This is a genomic window from Roseofilum acuticapitatum BLCC-M154 (assembly GCF_030068475.1).
GTDB lineage: Bacteria > Cyanobacteriota > Cyanobacteriia > Cyanobacteriales > Desertifilaceae > Roseofilum > Roseofilum acuticapitatum.
The window spans coordinates 68563-91615 of sequence record NZ_JAQOSP010000006.1 but is presented as its reverse complement, the minus strand read 5'-3'; the positions used below and the strand labels follow the sequence as shown (position 1 = coordinate 91615).

Below are 23053 nucleotides of genomic sequence, written 5' to 3'. Positions count from 1 at the left end.
AATGGGTAATTGTTTTAATTATGCAAAAAAATGTTACTTTTGTGCAAGGTAAACAACATGGTTTATGCTAATCGATACTATAGAATCGAGGGCGTTTATTGAATAAAGCGATCGCCACTGAGTAAGTTATCGGGGTCAAATTGATGCTTGAGATTTTGCATGATTTGCCGGGCGTTTCCGGTATATCCCCATACGTCTAGAGCTGGTTTGAGGGATGGGGGCGCTTCTAAGATGGAGAGAAAGCCGCCATGGGAGTTGAGATAGGATCGCAGTTCTAGGAGTTGGGTTGAGCGTATTTGATTACATCGCAAGATTCCTAACCCGGTGCGAGGGTGAATTATACATTCACTTTGGACTTGCACAAGCTGTTGAATTTTAGACAACAGGTTAACGGCTTGGGTGGGGCGAATGCCGAGTTTGCAAATGACCTTTTGCGGGTGGTTTTCCCAGATCTGATGTTGCCAGGTTTGCCAGTGTTGAGTTTCGTCTTGCTGCTCGTAAATTTGGGCGCTCAGTTCTAAGGCTTGACCGATGTCGAGTACCCGTTGGGCTTGTTCTTGTACACTTAAGGGTATGCTTTGGAACCGAGCAATGAGGAGAATTTGGTCGTTTTGAGGTCTTAAATCTAGGGCGGTGGGGGTTAAACTGGAACTCAGTAGGGTTTGGGTGGCTTGGGCGATCGCCTCTGGATGTCCTGAAAGTACGACTGTAGCGGAACTTTCGGGAATGGGATATAGGCGGAACGTGGCTTGGGAGATGATGCCTAAACTGCCATAACTGCCGGTAAAGAGTTTCATGAGGTCATAACCGGCAACATTTTTGACGACTCTGCCCCCAGCTTTGGCTATTTCGCCATCACTGCGAATAAAGGAGATCCCAATCAGGCGATCGCGCACTCCCCCATACCGATGTCGCCAACTGCCCGTATCGGCAGTCGCAATGATACCACCGATGGTGGCTTGGTTGGGGTAGGCTGGATCGAAGGCTAAAAACTGGTTATGGGGCGCGAGAAATTCATTCACCTGTGCCAAGGTTATCCCGGCTTCTACGGTAATAGTGAGGTCTCCGGCTGCATGTTCTACTACCCGATTAATGCGTTGGGTACTGATGAGGAGATCGACAGGTTTACCGATGCCCCCCCAATGAATTTTACTGCCTGCTCCCCAGGGGAGGACGCGCCATTGCTTGGCTTTGGAGAGTTTCATCACTTCGCCCAGTTGTTCCTGAGTTTCAGGATATACCACAGAGGGAGGGGGCGATCCGGGTTGCCAAGCTTGTTGAAAACGCTGTTGTAGGGAGGGTTCGAGCTGTTCAAAGGGCAACAGGGGGCAGAGTTCGAGGAGGGAGTTGGGGGCGATCGCAGTCACAGTGAGAATGGATAAGGTGAGAGTGTATTTTCTATGATACTGCGCGATCGGCCCTCAGTCGTCGATTAGGGGTCTAGGCGATCGGGATCGATACCTAATTCCCTCAGTTTTTGGGCGAGTTTCTCCGCTTTCTGTTGAGCCGATAATGCCCGTTGTTGAGCTGATAATGCCCGTTGTTCTGTTGATAATAACTGTTGTTCCGTTGATAATAGCTGTTGTTGGGCTGAGATAATTCGCTCTTCCGGTGTTAAATAGCGCTCTCCCCGTTCATCATACCAATAGAGCCATTCTCTCTGGATTCCTTGATAGGTTCCCTGCGCTCTACCGATACCTAAATTTAACTGAGATAACCACACCGGTTCCCCGGATAATAACTCATATTCACCGGCTTTAAGTTCATACACTTCCAACTTCTGTTTCTTTTTCCTTAAGGGGTTGTAAATCGCATAATATAAAATTCCCATTTGGGCATATTCTTCTTTTTTCTGAGTATATTCTCGCCGCCGTTTATGGGAAACCACTTCTAACACTAGGGTGGGCAATTTCTGCTCTTCCCACAGCACATAGGATAACCGTAAATCTGAGTCAATAATTCTCGGTACACCCACACTCAAAAAGCCATCGGGGACAATAGCGGGTTGGTTCGGATCGTAATAGATTCCCATGTCTACTCCAAAAAACCAATCCATCCGTTCTGCCCAAATTAAAGCCAGCATCGCTTTGAGCAAACTGGGAATTAAATCTTGTAGTTCATTATCCACGGGAGTATCATCCGAATCGGGTAAATCTTCAGCAGAGGGTAAGCAAGCTCTGGGGTTATAGTTGAGTAACATAGGCAGGTTATGTATTTACCAACTACAGTATAGTTTAAGCAACACCATACTGGGCATAAGAGCGTTTACAGGGGAATGATCAAAATGGGAATTAATCCGGACGTACTGAGCAATTTTCTCGCCCATAATTCACCTCCTTATTGCCCTGGGGATTAATCCACACACACCAAACACCATCAGCTTGATGAATCCGCCAGCGATGCATTATTTCGGCGTATAGAGTCAAGATCAATAATAAGCCAATACAGCTAAAACCAATAGCGATCAAAATGCGGTCTCTATCCATGGGTAATTAAACATCAGAAACACTTTTTCTATAGGCGGCTAATCGTTTTTTATGGGCAGATTTTAAAAGTTTGAGGCGGTAGGGATCGAGATCTTTTCGCCAACGGACTTTAGATCCGCTAATTTCTACCCCATGTTCTTCTAAACATTTAAGCCATCTGCGACGAGTTTGGATAGCTTGCCAATCCTCGAAGAGTCCCCATTTTTCTTCTTGTAAGCTGAGTTTCTCAAATTGAGTAAACTGGGGATAGGTGCAATCGATAAATTGTTCTTTGCGGTGCAAGATGGGAGGATTGGGATGATCGTCATAGTTTTCATAATAGACTGCTAAATCGCGTAAGTCAATTTGCAGGATGGTTTTTAAGAGGGGATGGGGATTGGTATCAAAATCGGGATAAAAGAGATAAGAAATTTTGGGAAGGTTGAGGTGAAATTTAATCAGGGTGGCTCCTTCGAGTCTGCCAATGGTGCGGTTGGCACAGCCTTCATATAAGCGTAAACGGGGATCGAGGGAGTCGAGATAATGAGCGTGAACGGTAAAGGATTTGGGGGTGAATTTGCCGACGGGGGAGTTTTGGGAGCAGCGAGCAATAAAGTCTAAATCGCCTAAACTAAAGAGCATTTGATCGGCTAAAATACAGGCACTTTTATAACTACCAAATAAGCTTTGAATGTCTTGGCGAATGAGGGGGGAGAGGTGACGAAATTGGGGGCGATCGCTAAAATGAGACAGTGCGAGATAGACCAGGAAATCTTGACGGCGAGAGGTAGCTATTTTTTCCCATTCTTCTTCTTCGGTGACTTGCAGGACGAGTTTGAAGGCGCGGCGAAATGTGCCAAATTCCTCTAGAATCGGAGTTTCTTCAGCTAATTCGCCCCGTTTTGGCAGTCGTCCGCGATCGGTAAAAAAGACCATCAGGGGAGCGAGTAATTCCTGATAGTCTTCAAAGCGCCGCACTTCGATACGAATGCGAGGAGTAGAGAGACGGGAATGGAAACGGGAAGCGCGGAAAATCTCCGCTTGGGTGCGATCGCGAAATACAAAGTAAATCCCCAAATCTACAGGCACAGCATCCACCTCTAAGACTTGATCGATATAGGTTTTCAGCTCCTCCTGCTCGTAGTATTTCTGGAACGTATTGCGCTGGGTAATCACGCCATCAGCATAGGCCATCAGGCGATCGCTCGCCGCACTAATCAACACCTGAGCCGACACCACCAACACCTTTTGGGTTAACTCCCACGCCTTAATCAGCGCCTCCCGGCGTTCTCCCTGGTCTTCAATCACATTAATCACATAACCCAGATTAACAACATCAGCCTCATGGAGCGGTGTATCTGGGCGATAATAGGGGTCCCATCCACCACTGGTATACCCCTTTCTCGCCACTTGTTTAATATCTTCCCCATACCCACATCCATAATCAAAAAACGTCGTTTCTGGGGTAAATAACTCCGCCTCCAACGCCAAACGAACCGGCCGCGATAACTCCTTTCGCACCATAGCCGCTTTATAGCGCTCAATCACCGGTGCATAGGTCGTATTTACGGTGTGTTCCATCGCAACCACCCGATGATCCTCAATGTTCACCCGATGCACCGATAACCATTTTTGCCAATGCTTCAATGTGCCAATAGAAAACCCACTGCGCTTATTTAAAAGTCCCCATTCTTCTTCCTGTCGGGTTAACTGAGCAAACTTTTCATACTGGGGATAGTCAGGCATAACAAAAGTTTCCTTTCGATGCAAAATAGGAGGATTTTCGCTGTTGCGGTAGTCGCGATAAACCGCTTTTTCCTCAGTCAAATCTACTTGTAAACTGGCGTGCAGAGAGGGATGGGGGTCATGGTCAAAATCTGGATAATAAAGATAGGAAATTTTTGCTTGATCGAGATGAAATTTAATTAACGTCGGTGGTTCTATCTCTCCCGCTATTTGACGGCCGAGAGTTTCATACTCTTGCAGTTGAGCATCAAGAGCATCTAGAGCCGTCAGATGAACATAGAGCGCATTAGGCAGATGTTTACCGATCGCACTCTGTTGGCACAGACTTAAAATATCAGCATGAGAGACCATCGCTTCGCAAAGACATCGGAGTTTTTCCTAGTGTACCCGCATACAGCGCTGCTGTATTGGGGGAATGGGGGAGTGGGGGAGTGGGGGAATGGGGGAGTGGGGGAATGGGGGAGTGGGGGAGTGGGGGAATGGGGGAGTGGGGGAATGGGGGAATGGGGGAGCGAGACGCTCCCACTCCAGTAATATCAAAGAATTGAGGGAGTGCGGGCATCTTGCCCGCTTCTCTTTTCCAATTAACCGGATTGGATATCAACTGACCCCCAACAAAATCCCCCCTAGATCAGACGATCTAGGGGGGAAAATTGCACATTACCCTAGGGTATAGGGCAACCGAAACTGTTCGTTTACTTACTTCGTTTCCGAGAATTCGGCATCAATCACATCATCATCCGGGCCACCAGAACCTGCATTACCTCCAGGAGGGGGAGCATCAGCACCCGGTGCGCCTTCCGCATCACCGCCAGCTTGTTGATAAACACTGCTACCAATGCTGTAGAGGGTTTGTTGCAGTTCAGTCGTCAGAGATTGAATACCCTCATCATCCTCTGTACCGATCGCCTCACGCAAGTTTTTAACTAAACCTTCCACCTTAGTTTTATCCTCCGCAGACACCTTATCACCCAGTTCTTCCATCTGCTTCTCAGCTTGATAGCAGAGTTGATCCCCTTGGTTCTTGCGATCGATTTTCTCACGCCGCTCCTTATCCGCATCAGCATTGGCTTCCGCCTCTTTCACCATGCGGTCAACTTCCCGCTCATCCAGGGTAGAAGCGCCCGTAATACTAATCGACTGAGCCTTACCCGTTCCCTTATCCTTAGCCGTCACATTCAAGATACCATTAGCATCAATATCGAATGTCACCTCAATTTGGGGAACGCCACGGGGAGCAGCCGGAATACCATCCAAGCGGAAAGTTCCCAAACTCTTGTTATCGGTAGACATTTCCCGTTCCCCTTGCAGCACATGGATTTCCACATTAGTTTGACCATCCACTGCCGTAGAGAAAGTTTCCGACTTCTTAGTAGGAATAGTGGTGTTCCGAGGAATAATCTTAGTCATCACCCCGCCGAGAGTTTCCACCCCAAGGGACAGAGGCGTTACATCTAAGAGGAGAATATCTTTCACTTCCCCAGCCAGTACCCCACCTTGAATAGCAGCACCAACCGCAACCACCTCATCCGGGTTTACCGTTTGGTTCGGTTCTTTGCCCAGGGTTTTCTTGACCACTTCTTTAACCGCAGGCATCCGAGTAGAACCCCCAACCAACACCACTTCATCAATGGCTTCTTTCGAGAGCTTGGCATCCTTGAGCGCATTTTCTACAGGGATGGCACAGCGCTTAATCAAGTCGCCACATAAATCTTCAAATTTACCCCTGGTTAGGGTCAAATCCAGATGTTTGGGGCCTTCTTGGGTAGCCGTAATAAAGGGCAAGTTAATTTCCGCTTGAGTCACGCTGGAAAGTTCAATTTTCGCCTTTTCAGCAGCTTCCGTTAACCGTTGTAGGGCTTGTTTGTCCTTACGCAAGTCAATTCCTTCCGCTTTCTGGAATTCTTCAGCCAGATAATCCACAATTTTCTTATCGAAGTCATCTCCACCCAGGTGAGTATCTCCAGAGGTGGCTAATACTTCAAATACACCGTCACCCACTTCGAGGATGGATACGTCGAAGGTTCCGCCCCCTAGGTCAAATACGAGAATCGTTTCGTTACTCTTTTTGTCTAGTCCGTAAGCCAGAGATGCGGCGGTAGGTTCGTTGATAATCCGTAGCACTTCCACCCCAGCGATTTTACCCGCGTCTTTGGTGGCTTGCCGTTGGGAGTCGTTAAAGTAAGCAGGAACGGTAATTACGGCTTGGGTAACGGTTTCGCCTAGATATTTACTGGCATCATCGACCAGTTTTCGCAGCACTTGGGCAGAAATTTCTTCAGGGGCAAATTTTTTATCAGCCGCCGGACAATTGAGTTTAACGTTATTGCCTTCTTTTACCACTTCGTAGGAGACTTCTGTTGATTCGGTTCCTACTTCGTCGTAGCGCCGTCCGATGAATCGCTTAACGGAATAGAAGGTATTTTGGGCGTTCATCACCGCTTGGCGCTTGGCGATTTGTCCGACTAGGCGATCGCCATTTTTTGCATAAGCTACAACCGAGGGGGTGGTGCGTCCGCCTTCAGCATTAGCAATAACGGTGGGTTTGCCTCCTTCCATTACTGCTACACAAGAGTTTGTGGTTCCTAAGTCAATTCCAACTACTTTAGCCATAAGAGTTTTTGCGTTCCAACTTTACTAACTACTAGGGTTTTCGGCCTGGGTCTGAAGCTATCTATAAATGTTTTGCTTTTTAGGTGGGCCGTTCTCAGTATAAAGACCTCTTCACCTATACTGATGGGGGTTTGCCCTTGCGGTGAAGGGCGGTTTACCGAACCTGGAGAGCTTCCCGGTTGGGTTTAAGCTGCCCAAGGGTCTTCTTCTAAACTCACGGGAGTTTGTAAGGGAGTGGGTTGGGTTTGGGAAGGGGTGGATTTACCCAAGGTGATTTTCAGGGGTTGGGGTTTTTGCTTTTTGGGTAGATTCAGGGTTAAGATGCCATGCTTTAATTGGCTCTGAATGCGATCGCACTCAATCTCAAAAGGTAGAGCTACAGAGCGCCGAAACTGCCCATACTTCACTTCAGAATAGAGAGCAACCGAGCCAGGATGAGGACGGCGAGTCCATTGCACGGTTAGGGTTTTTTCCGTGGCTTCAATATCGAGATCTTCGGCTTGAATTCCCGGTACTTCCACTTGCAGCATCAGACCTTCTGATGTGATTTTCCAGGCGATCGCCGGTTGATAGATTAGGGTTTGTTGGGTAGGGTGGACGCGCATCATCATCAGGGTTGCCCTCCTGTTGATCTTGGGTTCAGTGATTTCTACTGTTCTCATCCTAAAGGCTGGAACCCTTTCAGGCAGGAGGGCAAACCGTATCAGGATTGGGGCATTTTCCGCCAAGTAAGGGATATGGGGGTTCAAACCCTGATTCTTTCCTTAGAGATAAAACAGAGTGACAGAATAGGGCTATGGTGGTCATAGAAGATATCTATGGCTATATTGTGGTTGCTCTAAGCCGATGATGAGATTTGAACTCACGACCTACCGATTACGAATCGGTTGCTCTACCACTGAGCTACATCGGCAATTACCATCCTTGATTATAGTATAGACCTAGGTTTTAGTCTAGAATCGAGAAGGAATACGCAAGAGAAAAGATTCAAACTAAACCTGGGATGACAGAACGTGCGTTTTGGTTGGCCTGGTCGCAATTGCCGAAAGTCGGGCCGGTTTTGCTACAGAGAATGGAGTATCACTTTGGCAGTTTAGCAGCCGCTTGGCAGGCAGAGGCGATCGCCCTCAGTGCAGTAGAAGGAGTCGGAATCCAAACTGCCCAATCCTGGGTACAGCAGCGTCAACGCATCGATCCGATCGCCCTTTTAGAACAGCATTTACACGCTAATCCCCATTTCTGGACTCCGGGCGATGACCTCTATCCACGGTTACTTTTAGAAATCCCCAACCCGCCACCCGTCTTATATTATCGGGGAATCGTCGAACCCCAAGAAAATCAGGGACTCAAGCCAGCCATCGCCATAGTTGGCACTCGTGACGTAACCGACTATGGCAGACGATGGACATATCGCCTCAGCAGACAACTCGCGGAACGGGGATTTACCATTATTTCTGGCATGGCTCAGGGAGTGGATACCCAAGCTCATCGAGGATGTCTAGATGCAGGAGGGCGCACCATTGCCGTTTTCGGAACCGGAGTCGATATTATTTATCCTCCCGGCAATCAGGCGCTCTATAACCAGATTTTAGAACAAGGATTAGTCATCAGCGAATATCCCACCGGAGTGCAACCCAACCGCGCCCATTTTCCTCAGCGCAATCGCATCGTTGCCGGATTAAGTCGAGCCGTCTTAGTCACCGAAGCACCCACCCAATCCGGAGCCTTAATTACCGCCCGACTAGCCAATGAATTTGGCCGGGATATTTATGTCTTACCTGGGCGCATTGACGATCAAAACTCTAAAGGATGCCTGGGTTTAATCAGTAAAGGGGCACAAGTCCTGATTAGTGAAGGCTATCTCTTAGAACTGTTGTCCCAGATTCCCCAACTCGATCCTGTCGTCTCGAAAGAAAGCGCACCCACTCAACAGCTCTCCCTATTCCCCGCTTCTCCTGCACCGGTTCCCCCTTTACCCCCCTTGCAACACCAGGTATTAGAGGCAGTGAGAATGGAGCCTACTTCTGTCGATGCGATCGTACAGCAAACCGGATTAACCTCAGCAGAAGTCTCTTCTACCTTACTGGAATTAGAGCTACTCGGACTCGTGTCCCAACTACCCGGAATGCGATACCAGCGCTAAAACTGTCCTATCTGCAACCCGAATACAAAAATGATCCCGATGAGCATCCCATGAGGCTGAAAGGTAGGCCCGATGGTTATCAGTGAGGAACGAGCAGCCTATGGTCTTCGTCAGCCTCTTCAGCCAAAACCGATACTGTCATTGGTTCCTGAACATTTGGGGATGGAGCTTTTTATAGTTGAGAAAATTCCTAAAACCAGTCTCTTAAGTTTAGATTATGAACACGCGCTCAATTCTTGCTACTCTGCTCACGCTCTCCTCAACCGTGTCGCTCTGTGCTTTACAACCAGCCTATTCCAGCACACCAGAAGAGAGCAGAAATAACCCTCAATCCTATGCACTCGTACAAGAGCCGATGATTTGGCAACGACTCTCCACTCAAGACCAAACGATCACGAGTGTAGATATTAGTCCCACAGGGGATTTTGTCGCCAGTGGTAGTGAAGAGGCGATCGTCAATGTATGGGATTTAAGAGCGCAAAAAGTAGTTCGGAGTCTCCACAGTCATACCGCCAAAATTAATGCTGTGGTATTTAGTCCCAATGGGCGAACGGTTGTCAGTGGCAGCAGGGATAAAACGATCAAAATTTGGAATTTAGCCATGGTAAGGCTGAAAATGACCATCTATACGGATCGTGAAATTCATTCCTTAGCGGTAAGTCCCCATGGACAAACTTTTGCCAGTGGTAATGAAGAGGGTAAGGTTGAGATTTGGAATTTAAATACGGGTAAAAAACACAGAGAATTTAATACCCCCATCCAGGGAAAAGTTGAAGTTACTTATAGTGAAGATGGCAATCTTTTAGCGACTCGCTATGCGGATCGCGAAATCGTCCATTTTTGGAATCCTCTGACTGGAGAGTTTTTAGGATCTAATCTCGATCAAAATTCATTGAGTTTAGACTCAGAATATCAGAGCAGTTGTCACCATTTATCCCAGGGCTTAGATATTGAAGATGTAGCGAACTTTTCTGGACAGTTTTGTGGGGCGATCTCTGCCACATCCCAAGGTAACTTGTGGGCGAAGATTAACTTGAATTCAATTGTACTTTGGCGTTTGCCCGATCCTCTAAAGTGAAGAAAATCGAGCAAAGTTCTCATCAACAGAAGCAATCTGGGTAGATACAGTGCTATATTGTCAAGGGTAAAAAACCGGAGAAGGCAACAGAGGTAACTCAGATTTACTTAGTTCCGAAGAGGCGATCGCCTGCATCCCCTAGACCGGGTAAAATATATCCATGCTCATCTAACCCTTCATCAATAGCCGCCGTATAAATCGGGATATCGGGATGTTCATCTTGGACATGCTCCAACCCTTCAGGAGCGGCTAACAGGCAGACAAACTTAATCGAGTTTGGGTTAAGCTCCTTCAAGCGACTAATGGCAGCCACCGCCGTATTGCCGGTTGCTAACATCGGATCGACAATAAACATATCCCGTTCTTCCACATCATGGGGAACTTTGAGATAATATTCAATGGGAATCAAGGTTCTGGGATCTCGATATAACCCAATATGTCCTACCCGCGCTGAAGGAATAAGTTCCAACATCCCATCTAAAATTCCTTGCCCAGCTCGCATAATGGAAATCACCACCATCTTTTTCTCTGGAGCTAAAACGGGCGCTTGCATCACCCCTAAAGGAGTCTTAATTTCTTCTAATTTTAAGGGTAAATCCCTCGTCACTTCATAGGCAAGTAAGAGGCTAATTTCTTTGAGCAACGAGCGAAATTTAGCCGTACTGGTTTCCTCCCGACGCATGAGGGTTAATTTATGGGCAATGAGGGGATGGTTAATAACGGTAATGTTGGACATTAGAAATGAGTAATGAGTAATGAGTTGACAGTAGATGGTTGATAGTTATAAGCTGTGGCTATTGAGCTATACCCGATCTATGGTTACCGTTCAATCTTTGACTTTAGCAGAATTTCTACAACGCTCTAATTTAGAAGCATCTCCCGCGTGGGAATTTTTCCAGGGGCAAGCGCAGTTAAAACCGATGCCAACCGTTGACCATAGTATTATACAGAAGCGATTGACTGGGGCAATCGATCGCGCAGAAAGTTCCTATGAAGCCTTTCCAGAGTTACGTTGCACTCTCAGGGAGCAGTCTGTTGTTCCCGATATTACCATTATTCGCGGCGAGCGCGTCCCTGTCGAGAATACAGCCATTTCTGGCGCTCCTGACTGGATGATTGAAATTCTTTCTCCCGATCAAAGTACCACCGCTTTAATTAGCAAAATTCAGCTCTGTTTGCAAGCTGGAACCCAACTGGGGTGGTTAGTAGACTCAACGGAAAAAGTGATTATGGTATTTTTTCCAGATGAGCGGATGATTCTCTGTCGCGGTGAGGATGTGCTTCCAGTTTTAGAGGGTATTGAGTTACAGTTAACAGCAAATCAAGTGTTTAGTTGGTTGTTGAGATAACCACTCCAGACACAAAGAAACACAGAGAAGAATTAGAATACTGTGCCATCGCTATCGATGAATAAGGGAGGTACTCCACCGGGGCGCAGTTGGGCGGCAATTTTGCGTCCGGCTGTCCATGTTCCGCCTTGTAAGAGTTTGACTAAGGGGAATTCATCGGCAGTTAAGTTGAGTTTTTCCCGGATAATTTCGGCGAGTCGATCGAGTAAAACTAGGGTTAGGGCACGCCATTCTACTATGAGTTCTGAATCGACTTTATGGGAGATTTGCAACTGGCTATGATCTTTAAGTTCTAATACGCCTAAGTCTAAGAAAAGTCCACCATTTCGATATTCCGGAAGTCCCGTAAGTTGATTTAATTCGGTTATCGTTAAGCCTAAATCTTGCAAGGGTTCCAGGAGCGAGTAGGTTAACCATTGGGAGAGCTTGTGAAAGGGAATGAATTGGGAACCTATGTCGGTATTAGGGAGGGCGGAATGTTGCCAAACATCGCCTAGGTTTATGTTATTGAGGGTTAAGCGTCCGGGCCAAATTTCTCCGAGGCTTTCTAGAATGGTTTGGAAGATGGTGACGGTGGATAGTTGATGAGAGAATTTAGCGCTTTTATCTGCTACGTCCAGATCCCCCCAACCCCCCTTAAAAAGGGGGGCAGTAGTGAAAGTCCCCCTTTTTAACGGGGATTTAGGGGGATCAACTTCAGTTTGTCCTAACCAATGATGGATTAAATCGCTCGGACGGGGGGGAGAACCGGGAAAAAATTGGGGGGAATTGGAGAGGACTTGACCGAGTTTTTGCAGGAGTTTCAGTCTTCCAGAGATGCCGACTAAGGGATTTTGGGCTGTAACTTGAAAGGCGGTTTCTAGGGCAGGTTGGGTGAGGTTTTGTAGGGCGAAACTATCGACTTGATAAGGATGCTCTGGGTTGCTGGAAAATAGTCCTTGACAAAAGCTGTGAAAGCTGGCAAGGGCTAATCCTTCGGAACGGCTGTAAATGCTGTTGGTATGGGGTTCTTGATAGTGCCAGTTGGCTCCTGCTCCGGCATCTAGGAGGACGCTGACGATCGCTAAATCGAGTTTAGATTTAGCCTGTTCTAGGGCAGAATAGTCAGCGAGAGAGGCTTGAAATTGCTGTAAGCGAGATTTTCCCCCTATTTCAAAGTGTCGCCACCGGGAATGAAAGGGGACATTGAGATCGGGGTATTCGCTGCGGATGACTTCAATGACGTAATCGGCAACATGGGGAAGTTGGGATAAATGGCAGTGAAAGCCGGAGAGTTGGTCAGATTGGGCTAAGTTGAATAGGATTAAGGCGCGATCGCGGATGGTTTGTGGTGTTCTTAATTCTCTGATAACGTCCTGCATCTAATCTATCTTCCTCCTAGAACTCACAATTGGGGTTTTCTTCGGCTTGATTTTCCGGCCAATAATCGAGATCTAGGGTTTCGGTGATGGAAAAGGGACACAGTGCTGGAAAGTCATCAACCTTCATCCCGGTTTCTAGGGCAGCTCGTTGGCGTGCTTTTGCATAACAGCCCTCGAAAATTTGGTTAAAATAGCTTTTCAAGCTGGGGCTATCTCGAAAGGCTTTGTGAATGCGATCGCGGTGTTCGTAAATAGTATAGCGCCAGCTATGGGTCTGTTTTTCCGGTTGATATTGATACTTGAGTAAGTGCATCAGTAGAATTTCCAGGTTACTCTCGATCGCCCGTTTCTCACTTTTTCCCATGTCTTCAAGTTCTTCTGCCAGATGCGCTAGATCGATGCGATCGAGTTGGCGATCGCGCAATAATTGTGATGTAGTTTCTAGCCACAGATAATAGTCGCGATCGTAAAGATCGGGTAAAACAGAGCGATCGACTGCGGTTTCCATAGCCCTTGTGTTGTTGCATTTTTCGCTACTCTAGCACAGGTTTGGCGATCGAACTGTGCCATCCATAATGACATAATCGGCAACATCGGGTAGTTTGGATAGGTGGCAATGAAAGCCGGAGAGTTGGTTAGATTGGGCTAAGTTGAATAGGATTAGGGCGCGATCGCGAATCGTCTGCGGTGTTCTTAACTCTCTGATAACGTCTTGCATCTATACTTCCTCCTTGAAATGACTATAAAGTTTGGCTCTTCCCCAGCATCTAATTCCAGTATCGCTGAACGGGATAGGAATCAAAAGCTTTGTCTTTACTCAAGATAGGAATATTCTGGTTAATTGCTTGTGCAATGAGCAGTCTATCAAATGGATCGCGATGATGAAAGGGAAGAGTATAAAGGACATTGAAGTGATTGAGATCAATCGGTAACAAGTCAAAATCGGCCCATTGAATTTTCTCCTGAATATAATCCGCAGCAGTCATGGGCAATGTCAATTTTTGCTGGCTTTGCTTAATTGTTATTTCCCAAGCACTCGCGACACTGATCAGCTTCTGATGTTGAGAATCTTCCATCCAGTTACGGACGCGATCGCTTAAATTGGCATTTCCGGTAAAAAACCACAGTAAGGCATGAGTATCCACAAGGAACTGCATTAGCTATAATCCTGAAAATCATCTAGGGGCACATCAAAATCATCAGATAGGATAACCCGCTCTCGATCGCAGCCAAACCGAGGAGGACGAGATGCAGACAGAGGCGCGATTTTAATCTGTTGATCCTTGTGGTTCGTGATCACAACCTCTTGTCCTGAAAACGCCATTTCTAGCAGCTCGGCAATTTTAGGTAAGGCTTGATTAATATCAATGTTCTCCATATATCATCACCTCAACATGCGCCTAAACTGGCTAAGACTTCCCGCAAAATGTCCTCGGACACCTCATCGGTAATTTTAGCTTCTGTGTATTCTGTGGGTAAGATAAACCGAACGCGACCCGATTTTACCTTTTTGTCGGTTTGCAAGCTGTCTAAAATGCTGTCAATCGTGACTTCAGAGGGAATGCGTGTAGGTAAGCCAGTTTTTTCGATTAAGGCCAACTGACGCTGATCCCAGTCTTGCCCCCAGTATCCCATTTTCAAGGCTATCTTACTCGCTGCCACCATGCCGATCGCCACTGCTTCCCCATGAATCACCTGCTCGTAACCCGTTAAAGCCTCGATCGCATGGCCAATCGTATGCCCATAATTGAGAATCGCCCGTAACCCCGCTTCCTTCTCATCCTCACTCACCACCTGAGCCTTCGCTTCACAGGAGCGCGTTAAAATCAAGTTCAATAACTGGGGGGGAACAGACTCAAACCGATCCAGCCTAGTTTGCTTTTCCAGTAGCCCAAACAGCTCTAAATCCCAAATCACCCCATACTTAATCACTTCCGCCATTCCTGCCCGAAATTCGCGCTCTGGGAGGGTCTTCAGCACCTGACGGTCAACCAAAACTAAGCGCGGTTGATGAAATGCCCCGATCAGGTTTTTGCCTAGGGGATGATTCACCCCCGTTTTGCCCCCAATAGATGCATCCACCATCGCTAAGAGGGAGGTGGGGACTTGAACAAAATTAATGCCTCTGAGCCAAGTAGCAGCAGCAAACCCAGTCATATCCCCAATCACCCCCCCACCCAGAGCAACCAGGGTAGAGGAGCGCTCTAGGCGATGTTCCAGGGCACAATCATAGATGGTTTGAATGGAGTCCAGGGTTTTGTATTGCTCTCCGGCGGGGAGGAGATGGGAAAAGACCGTAAAACCAGCGTTCGTTAAAGAGGCGATCGCCCGTTCTGCATAATGGTCAGCGATCTCCGGATTAGACACCACCAGCACCTTATTCCCCAAATTCAACTGAGCCATACGGTAGCCCAATTCGTCAAGGCTGCCTGGGGCGATCGCAATCTCATAGGACTTATCCCCCAACTCCACCCGCACCATAGACCCTGAAACCAATCCATCCATCATCGCTTTGTGCTTCAACTCTTCGTCAATCAGTTGTATTCTAGTTTACGGAATGTTGCGATTAATCTCAAGACTGAATCAATAGAGTTAACAAAAGGAGAAAAAAACATGAGCATTGGTGGAGCCATTACCTACTTTGCTTTCCTCGGAGGCATGATCGGAGTAGCCCTTACCCTCTGGTTTGGACTACGGGCGATTAAATTGATCTAAATCTAAGATTACCACTCCCACGGGATTCTTGACTTTTTCCCCCTTCTCCTGCGGGAGAAGGGGGTAGGGGGATGAGGGGCAGCCATTAAACAACTCATTTAGGTTTGCTATAAGGTATCTTCCTCAGAAAAAGGTTGCTCAACTTTAGCTTCAGGTAAAGCGTCTTGCTCATGGTAATCTGTCTCTTCCTCAGAACCTTGGAGAACTGTAGCTAAATAAGAATTGGGATTTTCTAATACCCATTGGTCAAGAATATCTTCAATCAGCAATCGTTTAACCCACACCTGGGCAATCACGGCTAAAGGAAGGGCTAAGAACAGGCCAATAATGCCAAAAAGTTGCAAGCAAATAATTTGTGCCAGTAGCGTGGCTGCGGGTAAAAGGGAGACTTGTTTCGCCATTACTGTAGGGGTTAACCAATAGCTTTCCACCTGCTGCACAACCACATATAAAATCAGAACCAAACCCGCTTTTAGAAACCCGCCAGTATCTAAAAGGGCTACAGTCATCGGTAAAACAACACTTAAAGTTGGGCCAATATTGGGGATAAAATTAAGTAGTCCTGCCAGGAGTGCATGGGCTAAGACCAAGCGCACGCCAATAATCGATAATCCAATAAAACTGAGCGTCCCAATAAAGAGGGAGTTGATAATAATTCCCCCAAACCAATTATCTAAAGAAATTTCACATTCCGATAAAATCGTATCGGCTCGCCGTCGGTAAAAAGAAGGAAAAAGACGTACCAAAGCTTTACGATAGGAGAGGGGATCGCCTAAAAACATTAAAGTTAAAACGATCACCAGTAGCAATTGACCCACCGCGATGATTGAGTTGGAAAAGAACGAGTAAAAGTTACCAAATGCTTGGGTAAGAAAAGGTTGAATTTGCCGAAAACCACTCGATAAATCTGGGGGTTCGGGTAACCAAGAGGGGGTATCTTGCCGCCATTGATTGAGGAGAATCCGGAGTTTTTCAATACCGGTGGGAATCAGATTAATCAGAATTTGGAATTGTTCAATGAAGGGAGGAACAATAATCCAGTAAAACAGGAGAAAACAAAGAAAAGTCACACTAATAGTGACTAAAACCGATAACCCTCGACTGAGACCAAATTTTTGGACTAGACGCACTCCCCGATTGAGAGCAGTAGCTAATACAATGGCGGTAAAGACGAGTAATAAAATACTGCGGATTGTCCAGAGGATATAAAGGGATGTAATTAAACTGAAAAAGCCCAGTAATTGACCGAGTGTCACGGGGAGTCCTCCTCACCTTGGGTAGGTAATGGGTAATGGGGTAAGGTTATTGTTCGGCTATTTTACTTGAGGGGTGGTCGATCGCGGCAGAAATTGCTTTAAAATCTCTATGGGTTTACGATCCCAGGTATCTACATGATGATAAATGAGTCCTTGGTCATTGAGGGTATAGGTGGAATAGCCATTAAAGTTAATCTCTGCTTTCCAGGGGACGCGCAGTTTACCGCGCACTGTCCAGTCTACACGCAGGGTTTCAGGAGGCAAATACTGGATCTGATGGACATCAAAGTAGAGTTGAGTGAAAAATAATTGACCATGAAAGCGCAGCGTCCAAAAGATGATCCGGTAATTGAATTTTCCCTTAAATTGACTAATGGGGTCTTCAAAGAGGATATCAGCAGTATAAATATCGGTGTTAATATCTTGTTGAAATAAGGTGGGTAAATCTTGTTGCAAGATCTCTATCACCCGTTTAACCTGGGGTGGGAGTGCCTCTGCGTTCGTGGATGGGGCTGATTCTGAGTTCATCGATTGAGTTGTGTAATTTCTTTGCGATCTATTGTAGAGAATAAAGACTCTCCTATTTCCCTATTCCTATTTCACTGAGCGCCTTCATTGACGACAATGCGATCGCGTCCCTGACTTTTAGCTTGATACAATGAAGCATCGGCTGTAGCAATCAGGCTCTCTGGGGAAAGGGCGATACTGGGAACGAGACAAGCTACGCCTAAGCTCAAGGTAACATAGGGTTGGACATCCGAATTGGCATGAGGTAATTGTCGCTGATGCATTCCCTGATGAATGCGTTCGGCAACCCGAAAAGCCCCTAAACTATTGGTATTGGGCAATAAAACCACAAACTCTTCCCCCCCATAGCGAGCGACTAAATCCCTAGAGCGTCTAACCGCTTCTACCATCACCTGAGCCACTTGGCGCAAACAGTCATCCCCGCCTAAATGTCCATAGTAGTCGTTATAGCGTTTAAAATAATCCACGTCCGCCAAAATTAGGGAGAGGGGTTGCACTTGATGTAATAATCGCGACCATTCTTGCTGCAAGATTTGATTAAAATGCCCTCGGTTGGCTACCTGAGTTAAACCATCGAGGGTAGCTAACCGAGTTAATTCTTGGTTGGCTTGGCGTAAATCGGCTTCTGCTTGTTTGCGTCGCATTAGAGAAGCTAACTGATTAGCCACGGATTGGATTAAAGTTAAGGAGCGTTGATGGGGATAATAGGGCGATCGCGAAAAAAACATCAATACGGCTAACACTTGCCTTTGCCAACAAATCGGAACCGCCAAAGCGCCCTTTAACCCCACCTCTTTCGCTTGCTGCATCCGGGGAGAGATCATCCGTGTGGCTTCAGAAATATCCTCAATCCATTCTAATTCTTTCGAGATCCAAACTCGTCCCGGTAAGCCTTCATGGGGGGTAAAGGCGATCGCCTCACTCAAATGACGAAAGCCCTCAAACTCCCGACTATGACTATATCCACCCCGACTTAAGCGTAACTGTGTGCCTCTTTGAGTGGGAATCCAAGCCTCGCCAAAATCCCAATCCATAGTTTGACAAATTTTAGCCAATACCTGCTCTAGGGCAGATTCAATATCAACCGCATCACTGAGGGCTTCCGTCGTATCGAGCAGCAACTGTAACTGGGCATTTTGTTCTTCTAACTCCCGTTGATATTTACGCAACCGGAGCTGATGCTCAATGCGTACCACCACTTCCACCGGTTCAAAGGGCTTGCTAATGTAATCAACTGCCCCCACTTCAAACCCTTTCACTTTATTGGAGGTTTCATCCATACCGCTAATAAACAACACAGGAATATTAGCCCCCAACTCCATCGCTTTTAGATGTTGACAAACCTGATAACCATCCATACCCGGCATCATCACATCCAACAGCACTAAATCCACTGAGCCAGCAAGGATATAGCTTAAGGCATCCTCTCCATTAGAGGCAACTTTGACTTGATATCCTTCTTTGACCAAAATCCGAGTCAGTAAACTCAGATTCCCTGGCGTATCGTCAACCACAAGGATGGTGGGTTTTAATCGCGGTGAGAGTTTTAGACTCATGAATGGGTAATGGGGAATGGGGAATGGGATAAAGGTCGATCGCCTATAAACGAGTAATCATTCCTTGAAAATTAAAAGAAGATGGGCCGATCATACCCAAATCCTGATATATAACCAGTAGAGATTAGTCAAAAAAAATAGGAAGCTTCTATGGAATTAGAATATCCAGATGATCTAAGATACCTCGACAGCCATGAGTATGTCCGGCTCGATGGCGAGATTGCCACCATTGGACTGAGTGCTTTTGCGATCGATCAACTGGGTGATATTGTTCATCTTGAATTACCAGACGTGGGAGATGCCTTAGAAAAAGAGGAATCTTTCGGTTCTATTGAATCGGTGAAAGCGGTTGAAGATCTGTATCCCCCCGTTGCAGGTACAGTAATTGAACGCAATGAAGAGCTGCTGAATGATCCCGAAAATATTGGCGACGATCCTTACGGAGAAGGATGGTTAGTCAAAGTCCGCATTGACGCTAGTGAAGACTTAGAGGGCTTACTCTCGGCCTCAGAATACCGCGCTCAACTCGAAGGGGACGAGGATGAGCATTAAAGGATTTAGGCTCTAAATCAGCGATCGCCACTCTGTTGGCCACCGGCTAAAGTCTTAATCTATTGTGACAAAAGTAGGCTCTTTGTTACACACTAAGTAAAGGAAAGAGTGTCATCAAAATGCTTATGGCACTCGCTCAAGCCTTTGATGTGAGATATGGATCGCCCATGCACAATTCAGACGTAACCCCTAAACCTAACATGAATACCGGATCATCATCCTTCAACTCTTCGTTACCCGCGTCTGAGCCACAGACCCGTTCATTTTGCGATCGCCATTTGGGCCCGAATAGCAAAGATATTCAACAGATGCTCAAACTGTTAGAAATCGATGACCTAGAGACCCTCATTGAGCGTACCATTCCCCCAGCGATCCAGCTCACTCGTTCTCTTAACCTCCCCCCCGCCGAAAGTGAAAATCAAGCCCTGAACACCCTCAAAGCTATCATGGGCAAAAACCAGATTTTCCGCTCTTATATCGGCATGGGCTACTCGAACTGTATTACCCCAGCCGTCATCCAACGAAATATCCTGGAAAATCCCGGCTGGTATACGGCCTATACTCCCTATCAAGCGGAAATTGCCCAAGGTCGCTTGGAAGCCTTACTCAACTTTCAAACTCTGGTCATTGATTTAACCGGCTTAGAAATTGCCAATTCCTCCCTACTCGATGAAGGAACGGCGGCGGCTGAAGCCATGAGCATGAGCTATGGCATCTGTAAAAATAAGAAGGCCAATAGCTTTTTTGTCTCCCAAGAGTGTCATCCCCAAACCCTCGAAGTGGTGCAAACCCGCGCCCAACCTTTAGGTATCGAAGTGATTGTCGGCGATCATCGCACGTTTGATTTTAGTCAACCGATTTTCGGGGCCCTGCTGCAATATCCGGCAACCGATGGCAGAATTTATGACTACAGTGATTTTATTGCTAAAGTCCATGAAGCAGGCGCTCTAGCTACGGTTGCCGCCGATCTTCTCAGCCTCACCCTATTGACTCCTCCAGGAGAAATGGACGCGGATATTGTGGTGGGCAATAGTCAACGATTTGGGGTTCCCCTGGGCTATGGCGGCCCCCATGCCGCCTATTTAGCCACCCGCGAAGCCTATAAACGGCAAGTCCCCGGTCGGATTGTGGGTCGCTCTAAGGATGAGGATGGCCGGCCGGCTCTGCGGTTAGCCCTGCAAACGAGGGAACAGCATATCCGCCGGGATAAGGCAACGAGTAATATTTGTACCGCTCAGGTACTGCTGGCGGTGATTGCGTCGATGTATGCAGTGTATCACGGGCCGGAGGGTTTGAAGGCGATCGCCGAAACCATCCATCAACAGACCCTCTGGTTGGCGGAAGGTCTCAAGCGTTTGGGCTATAGTTTGCCCGATGTTCAAGTTTTTGACACTTTACGGGTAAACCTGGGCGAAACCTCCTTAGAGAAGCTCTTAGCCGCCGCTCAAGAGAAAAAAATCAACCTCCGCACCCTGGATGAAAAGACTGTGGGCATCTCTTTGGATGAAACAACGACGCTTGCAGATGTGGTGGACTTGTGGGAGATTTTCGCCCAGGGGCAAAATGTGCCGTTTACCCCAGAAGAAATTCAGGCTTCTGCACCGGCTCCAGATTTTGGCAACTTCACGCGCCACAGTCCCTACATGACGCACCCCGTTTTCCATCAGTACCACTCGGAAACGGAACTGTTGCGCTATCTGCATCGCTTGGAATCTAAGGATTTGTCCTTGACCACCTCCATGATTCCCCTCGGCTCTTGTACCATGAAACTGAATGCCACAGCCGAGATGATTCCAGTGACTTGGCCGGAAGTGGGACAAATTCATCCCTTTGCACCCCTGGAGCAAACCCAAGGCTATCAGGAAATGTTCCGGCAGTTGGAGGAGTGGTTAGCGGAAATTACCGGATTTGAGGCGGTGTCTCTGCAACCCAATGCCGGGTCTCAGGGGGAATATGCGGGATTATTGGTGATTCGAGCTTATCATCAGCATAATGGAGGGGGCGATCGCCATATTTGTCTGATTCCAGAGTCTGCCCATGGCACGAACCCCGCCAGTGCAGTGATGTGCGGGATGAAAGTAGTGGCGGTAAAATGCGATCGCCAGGGTAATATTGATTTAACCGACCTCAGAGCTAAAGCCGAGAAACACAGCGCTAAACTCTCCGCCCTCATGGTCACCTATCCCTCCACCCACGGCGTATTTGAAGAAGCCATTCAAGAAATCTGCGAAATTATCCATAGCCATGGCGGTCAAGTTTATCTCGATGGCGCGAACATGAACGCCCAAGTCGGTCTCTGTCGTCCCGGAGACTATGGCGCAGATGTTTGTCACCTCAACTTGCACAAAACCTTCTGTATTCCCCATGGTGGCGGCGGCCCAGGCATGGGCCCCATTGGGGTTGCGCCCCACTTGGTTCCCTTCCTCCCCGGTCATAGCGTAATTGATTTAGGTAAGACCGAACAGGGAGCAGTCGCAGCCGCTCCTTGGGGAAGTTCCAGTATCCTGCCCATTTCCTGGATGTATATTGCCATGATGGGGGCACAAGGATTAACCGATGCGACGAAAGTGGCGATTTTGAACGCCAACTATATCGCCCATCGCCTCGACCCCCATTACCCGATTTTATACACCGGTAAGTTTGGCTTAGTGGCCCATGAATGTATCGTAGACTTGCGCCCCCTGAAAAAATCAGCCGGTGTGGAAGCGGAAGATATTGCCAAGCGGTTGATGGACTACGGGTTCCATGCGCCTACCATGTCTTGGCCCGTTGCGGGAACGATCATGGTTGAACCGACGGAGAGCGAGTCTAAGGAAGAGTTAGACCGCTTCTGTGATGCCATGATTGCCATTCGCGAGGAAATTGCGGCCATTGAGCGGGGAGAGATGTCTGCGGAGGATAATGTGCTTAAAAATGCTCCCCATACGGCGGAAATGCTGTTAGCGGATGAGTGGACGCATCCCTATTCGCGCCAGCAAGCAGCCTATCCTGCGCCTTGGACAAGGGAGTTTAAGTATTGGCCTCCGGTAAGACGGATTGATAATGCATTTGGCGATCGTAATTTCGTCTGTTCCTGCGCCCCCATGGAAGCCTATTCCTAGGGGATAGAAAGTCAGTAGAAACTGGGTGATAAGATGGCATGTAGGGGCGAAAAATGTTTCGCCCCTACAGATTTTGGAAACACACCAGCAACGGGTAGAAGGAACTGATGCTTAATGAAACGAACCGAGCCAGACTGACAACAATTAAGGGGATGCTCACTGATTTTCTTGAGGGCGTTGTCGGCGATCGCGATTGCGCTACTGAACTCACCCGCATCTATATCTCAGAGTTAGCCGAAATCATGAGTCGCTATAAACGGGAGCCTCCATCAGAAGACGACAAAGTTACAGCCGTACCTAACATAGACTTATCTTTCCGTGATAGAACCATGACTATCAATCTGAATTGGTCAAACATATACGCAACATTACAAGCAATATCCAGGGGCACTGAACTAGAGATGCTTGTAGGAACCAAGAGAAACGCTCAAGAGCAGGTGGAGCCAATTATGAAGAAGTGCTATTCAATCCCCATCAAGCCAGAACAACTCAAAGGGGAGTACGACTTTTAACGAAGCGTTGTAGGGTGGGCAAGCCGATAAAACTCCGTTTCGCTTCGCGATCGGGGAAAATCATCAATTCTCTGGCTG

General features: G+C 47.3%; 23 protein-coding genes and 1 tRNA gene. 7 read left to right on the top strand and 17 right to left on the bottom strand.

The features are described from left to right. Window positions 1-95 precede the first annotated feature (95 nt). The 7 genes from PMG71_RS01195 to PMG71_RS01165 form a co-directional block, all read right to left on the bottom strand. Window positions 96-1367 carry an FAD-binding oxidoreductase gene (locus PMG71_RS01195; protein WP_283751805.1) on the bottom strand — a complete coding sequence of 424 codons (1272 nt, stop codon included), beginning with the start codon at window positions 1365-1367 and terminating at the stop codon, window positions 96-98. 65 nt (window positions 1368-1432) lie between these two features. Further along, window positions 1433-2200, bottom strand: a complete 768-nt coding sequence (locus PMG71_RS01190; protein ID WP_283751804.1) for a Uma2 family endonuclease — start codon at window positions 2198-2200, stop codon at window positions 1433-1435. A gap of 91 nt (window positions 2201-2291) precedes the next feature. Beyond that, window positions 2292-2486, bottom strand: coding sequence for a hypothetical protein (locus PMG71_RS01185; protein ID WP_283751803.1), 195 nt, complete (start codon window positions 2484-2486; stop codon window positions 2292-2294). Window positions 2487-2492: 6 nt separating this feature from the next. Further along, window positions 2493-4562, bottom strand: coding sequence for a DNA phosphorothioation-associated putative methyltransferase (locus PMG71_RS01180; protein WP_283751802.1), 2070 nt, complete (start codon window positions 4560-4562; stop codon window positions 2493-2495). Window positions 4563-4910: 348 nt separating this feature from the next. Continuing rightward, a complete protein-coding gene (gene dnaK / locus PMG71_RS01175) occupies window positions 4911-6824 on the bottom strand; it encodes a molecular chaperone DnaK (protein ID WP_283751801.1) in 1914 nt (637 codons plus the stop codon). A gap of 185 nt (window positions 6825-7009) precedes the next feature. After that, window positions 7010-7435 carry an Hsp20/alpha crystallin family protein gene (locus tag PMG71_RS01170; protein ID WP_283751800.1) on the bottom strand — a complete coding sequence of 142 codons (426 nt, stop codon included), beginning with the start codon at window positions 7433-7435 and terminating at the stop codon, window positions 7010-7012. A 230-nt stretch (window positions 7436-7665) separates the two neighbouring features. Continuing rightward, a tRNA-Thr gene (locus tag PMG71_RS01165) sits at window positions 7666-7737 on the bottom strand. Window positions 7738-7827: 90 nt separating this feature from the next. On the opposite strand from PMG71_RS01165, the gene dprA reads away from it, so the two are divergent. Next, window positions 7828-8967 carry a DNA-processing protein DprA gene (gene dprA / locus PMG71_RS01160; protein WP_283751799.1) on the top strand — a complete coding sequence of 380 codons (1140 nt, stop codon included), beginning with the start codon at window positions 7828-7830 and terminating at the stop codon, window positions 8965-8967. 217 nt (window positions 8968-9184) lie between these two features. After that, a complete protein-coding gene (locus tag PMG71_RS01155) occupies window positions 9185-10045 on the top strand; it encodes a WD40 repeat domain-containing protein (protein WP_283751798.1) in 861 nt (286 codons plus the stop codon). A 103-nt stretch (window positions 10046-10148) separates the two neighbouring features. Here the strand turns inward: PMG71_RS01155 and upp are convergent, their stop codons facing one another. After that, window positions 10149-10781: a uracil phosphoribosyltransferase gene (upp, locus tag PMG71_RS01150; RefSeq protein ID WP_283751797.1), complete on the bottom strand. Its 633-nt coding sequence runs from the start codon at window positions 10779-10781 to the stop codon at window positions 10149-10151. 34 nt (window positions 10782-10815) lie between these two features. Here upp and PMG71_RS01145 point away from each other — a divergent pair, with 34 nt between their 5' ends. Then, window positions 10816-11394 carry a Uma2 family endonuclease gene (locus tag PMG71_RS01145; protein WP_283751796.1) on the top strand — a complete coding sequence of 193 codons (579 nt, stop codon included), beginning with the start codon at window positions 10816-10818 and terminating at the stop codon, window positions 11392-11394. A 32-nt stretch (window positions 11395-11426) separates the two neighbouring features. Here the strand turns inward: PMG71_RS01145 and PMG71_RS01140 are convergent, their stop codons facing one another. The 6 genes from PMG71_RS01140 to aroB are packed head-to-tail and all read right to left on the bottom strand — an operon-like array spanning window position 11427 to window position 15263. After that, entirely contained in the window at window positions 11427-12755 is a 1329-nt protein-coding gene (locus PMG71_RS01140; protein WP_283751795.1) for a URC4/urg3 family protein, read from the bottom strand. 16 nt (window positions 12756-12771) lie between these two features. After that, a complete protein-coding gene (locus PMG71_RS01135) occupies window positions 12772-13263 on the bottom strand; it encodes a DUF29 domain-containing protein (protein WP_283751794.1) in 492 nt (163 codons plus the stop codon). A 30-nt stretch (window positions 13264-13293) separates the two neighbouring features. Further along, window positions 13294-13473: a DUF1688 family protein gene (locus PMG71_RS01130; protein WP_283751793.1), complete on the bottom strand. Its 180-nt coding sequence runs from the start codon at window positions 13471-13473 to the stop codon at window positions 13294-13296. Between the two features lie 49 nt (window positions 13474-13522). After that, a complete protein-coding gene (locus tag PMG71_RS01125; protein WP_283751792.1) occupies window positions 13523-13912 on the bottom strand; it encodes a type II toxin-antitoxin system VapC family toxin in 390 nt (129 codons plus the stop codon). Then, window positions 13912-14133: a type II toxin-antitoxin system Phd/YefM family antitoxin gene (locus PMG71_RS01120; RefSeq protein ID WP_283751791.1), complete on the bottom strand. Its 222-nt coding sequence runs from the start codon at window positions 14131-14133 to the stop codon at window positions 13912-13914. Before PMG71_RS01120 ends, PMG71_RS01125 begins: the two co-directional genes overlap by 1 nt. Window positions 14134-14144: 11 nt before the next feature. Further along, a complete protein-coding gene (gene aroB, locus PMG71_RS01115) occupies window positions 14145-15263 on the bottom strand; it encodes a 3-dehydroquinate synthase (protein WP_283751790.1) in 1119 nt (372 codons plus the stop codon). 105 nt (window positions 15264-15368) lie between these two features. Here aroB and petL point away from each other — a divergent pair, with 105 nt between their 5' ends. Further along, a complete protein-coding gene (petL, locus tag PMG71_RS01110; protein ID WP_271936917.1) occupies window positions 15369-15470 on the top strand; it encodes a cytochrome b6-f complex subunit PetL in 102 nt (33 codons plus the stop codon). Between the two features lie 107 nt (window positions 15471-15577). Here the strand turns inward: petL and PMG71_RS01105 are convergent, their stop codons facing one another. The 3 genes from PMG71_RS01105 to PMG71_RS01095 all read right to left on the bottom strand — a co-directional run bounded on the left by PMG71_RS01105 (window position 15578) and on the right by PMG71_RS01095 (window position 18810). Then, window positions 15578-16726 carry an AI-2E family transporter gene (locus PMG71_RS01105; RefSeq protein WP_283751789.1) on the bottom strand — a complete coding sequence of 383 codons (1149 nt, stop codon included), beginning with the start codon at window positions 16724-16726 and terminating at the stop codon, window positions 15578-15580. A gap of 57 nt (window positions 16727-16783) precedes the next feature. Then, entirely contained in the window at window positions 16784-17254 is a 471-nt protein-coding gene (locus PMG71_RS01100) for a C6orf136 family protein (protein ID WP_283751788.1), read from the bottom strand. A gap of 71 nt (window positions 17255-17325) precedes the next feature. After that, complete coding sequence (locus tag PMG71_RS01095; protein ID WP_283751787.1) at window positions 17326-18810, bottom strand: diguanylate cyclase domain-containing protein; 1485 nt, start codon at window positions 18808-18810, stop codon at window positions 17326-17328. Window positions 18811-18960: 150 nt separating this feature from the next. Here PMG71_RS01095 and gcvH point away from each other — a divergent pair, with 150 nt between their 5' ends. The 3 genes from gcvH (at window position 18961) to PMG71_RS01080 (ending at window position 22975) form a co-directional block, all read left to right on the top strand. Next, window positions 18961-19362: a glycine cleavage system protein GcvH gene (gene gcvH / locus PMG71_RS01090; protein WP_283751786.1), complete on the top strand. Its 402-nt coding sequence runs from the start codon at window positions 18961-18963 to the stop codon at window positions 19360-19362. Window positions 19363-19562: 200 nt separating this feature from the next. Then, complete coding sequence (gene gcvP, locus PMG71_RS01085; RefSeq protein WP_347179167.1) at window positions 19563-22463, top strand: aminomethyl-transferring glycine dehydrogenase; 2901 nt, start codon at window positions 19563-19565, stop codon at window positions 22461-22463. A gap of 107 nt (window positions 22464-22570) precedes the next feature. Next, window positions 22571-22975, top strand: a complete 405-nt coding sequence (locus tag PMG71_RS01080; protein WP_283751784.1) for a hypothetical protein — start codon at window positions 22571-22573, stop codon at window positions 22973-22975. Window positions 22976-23053 lie beyond the last annotated feature (78 nt).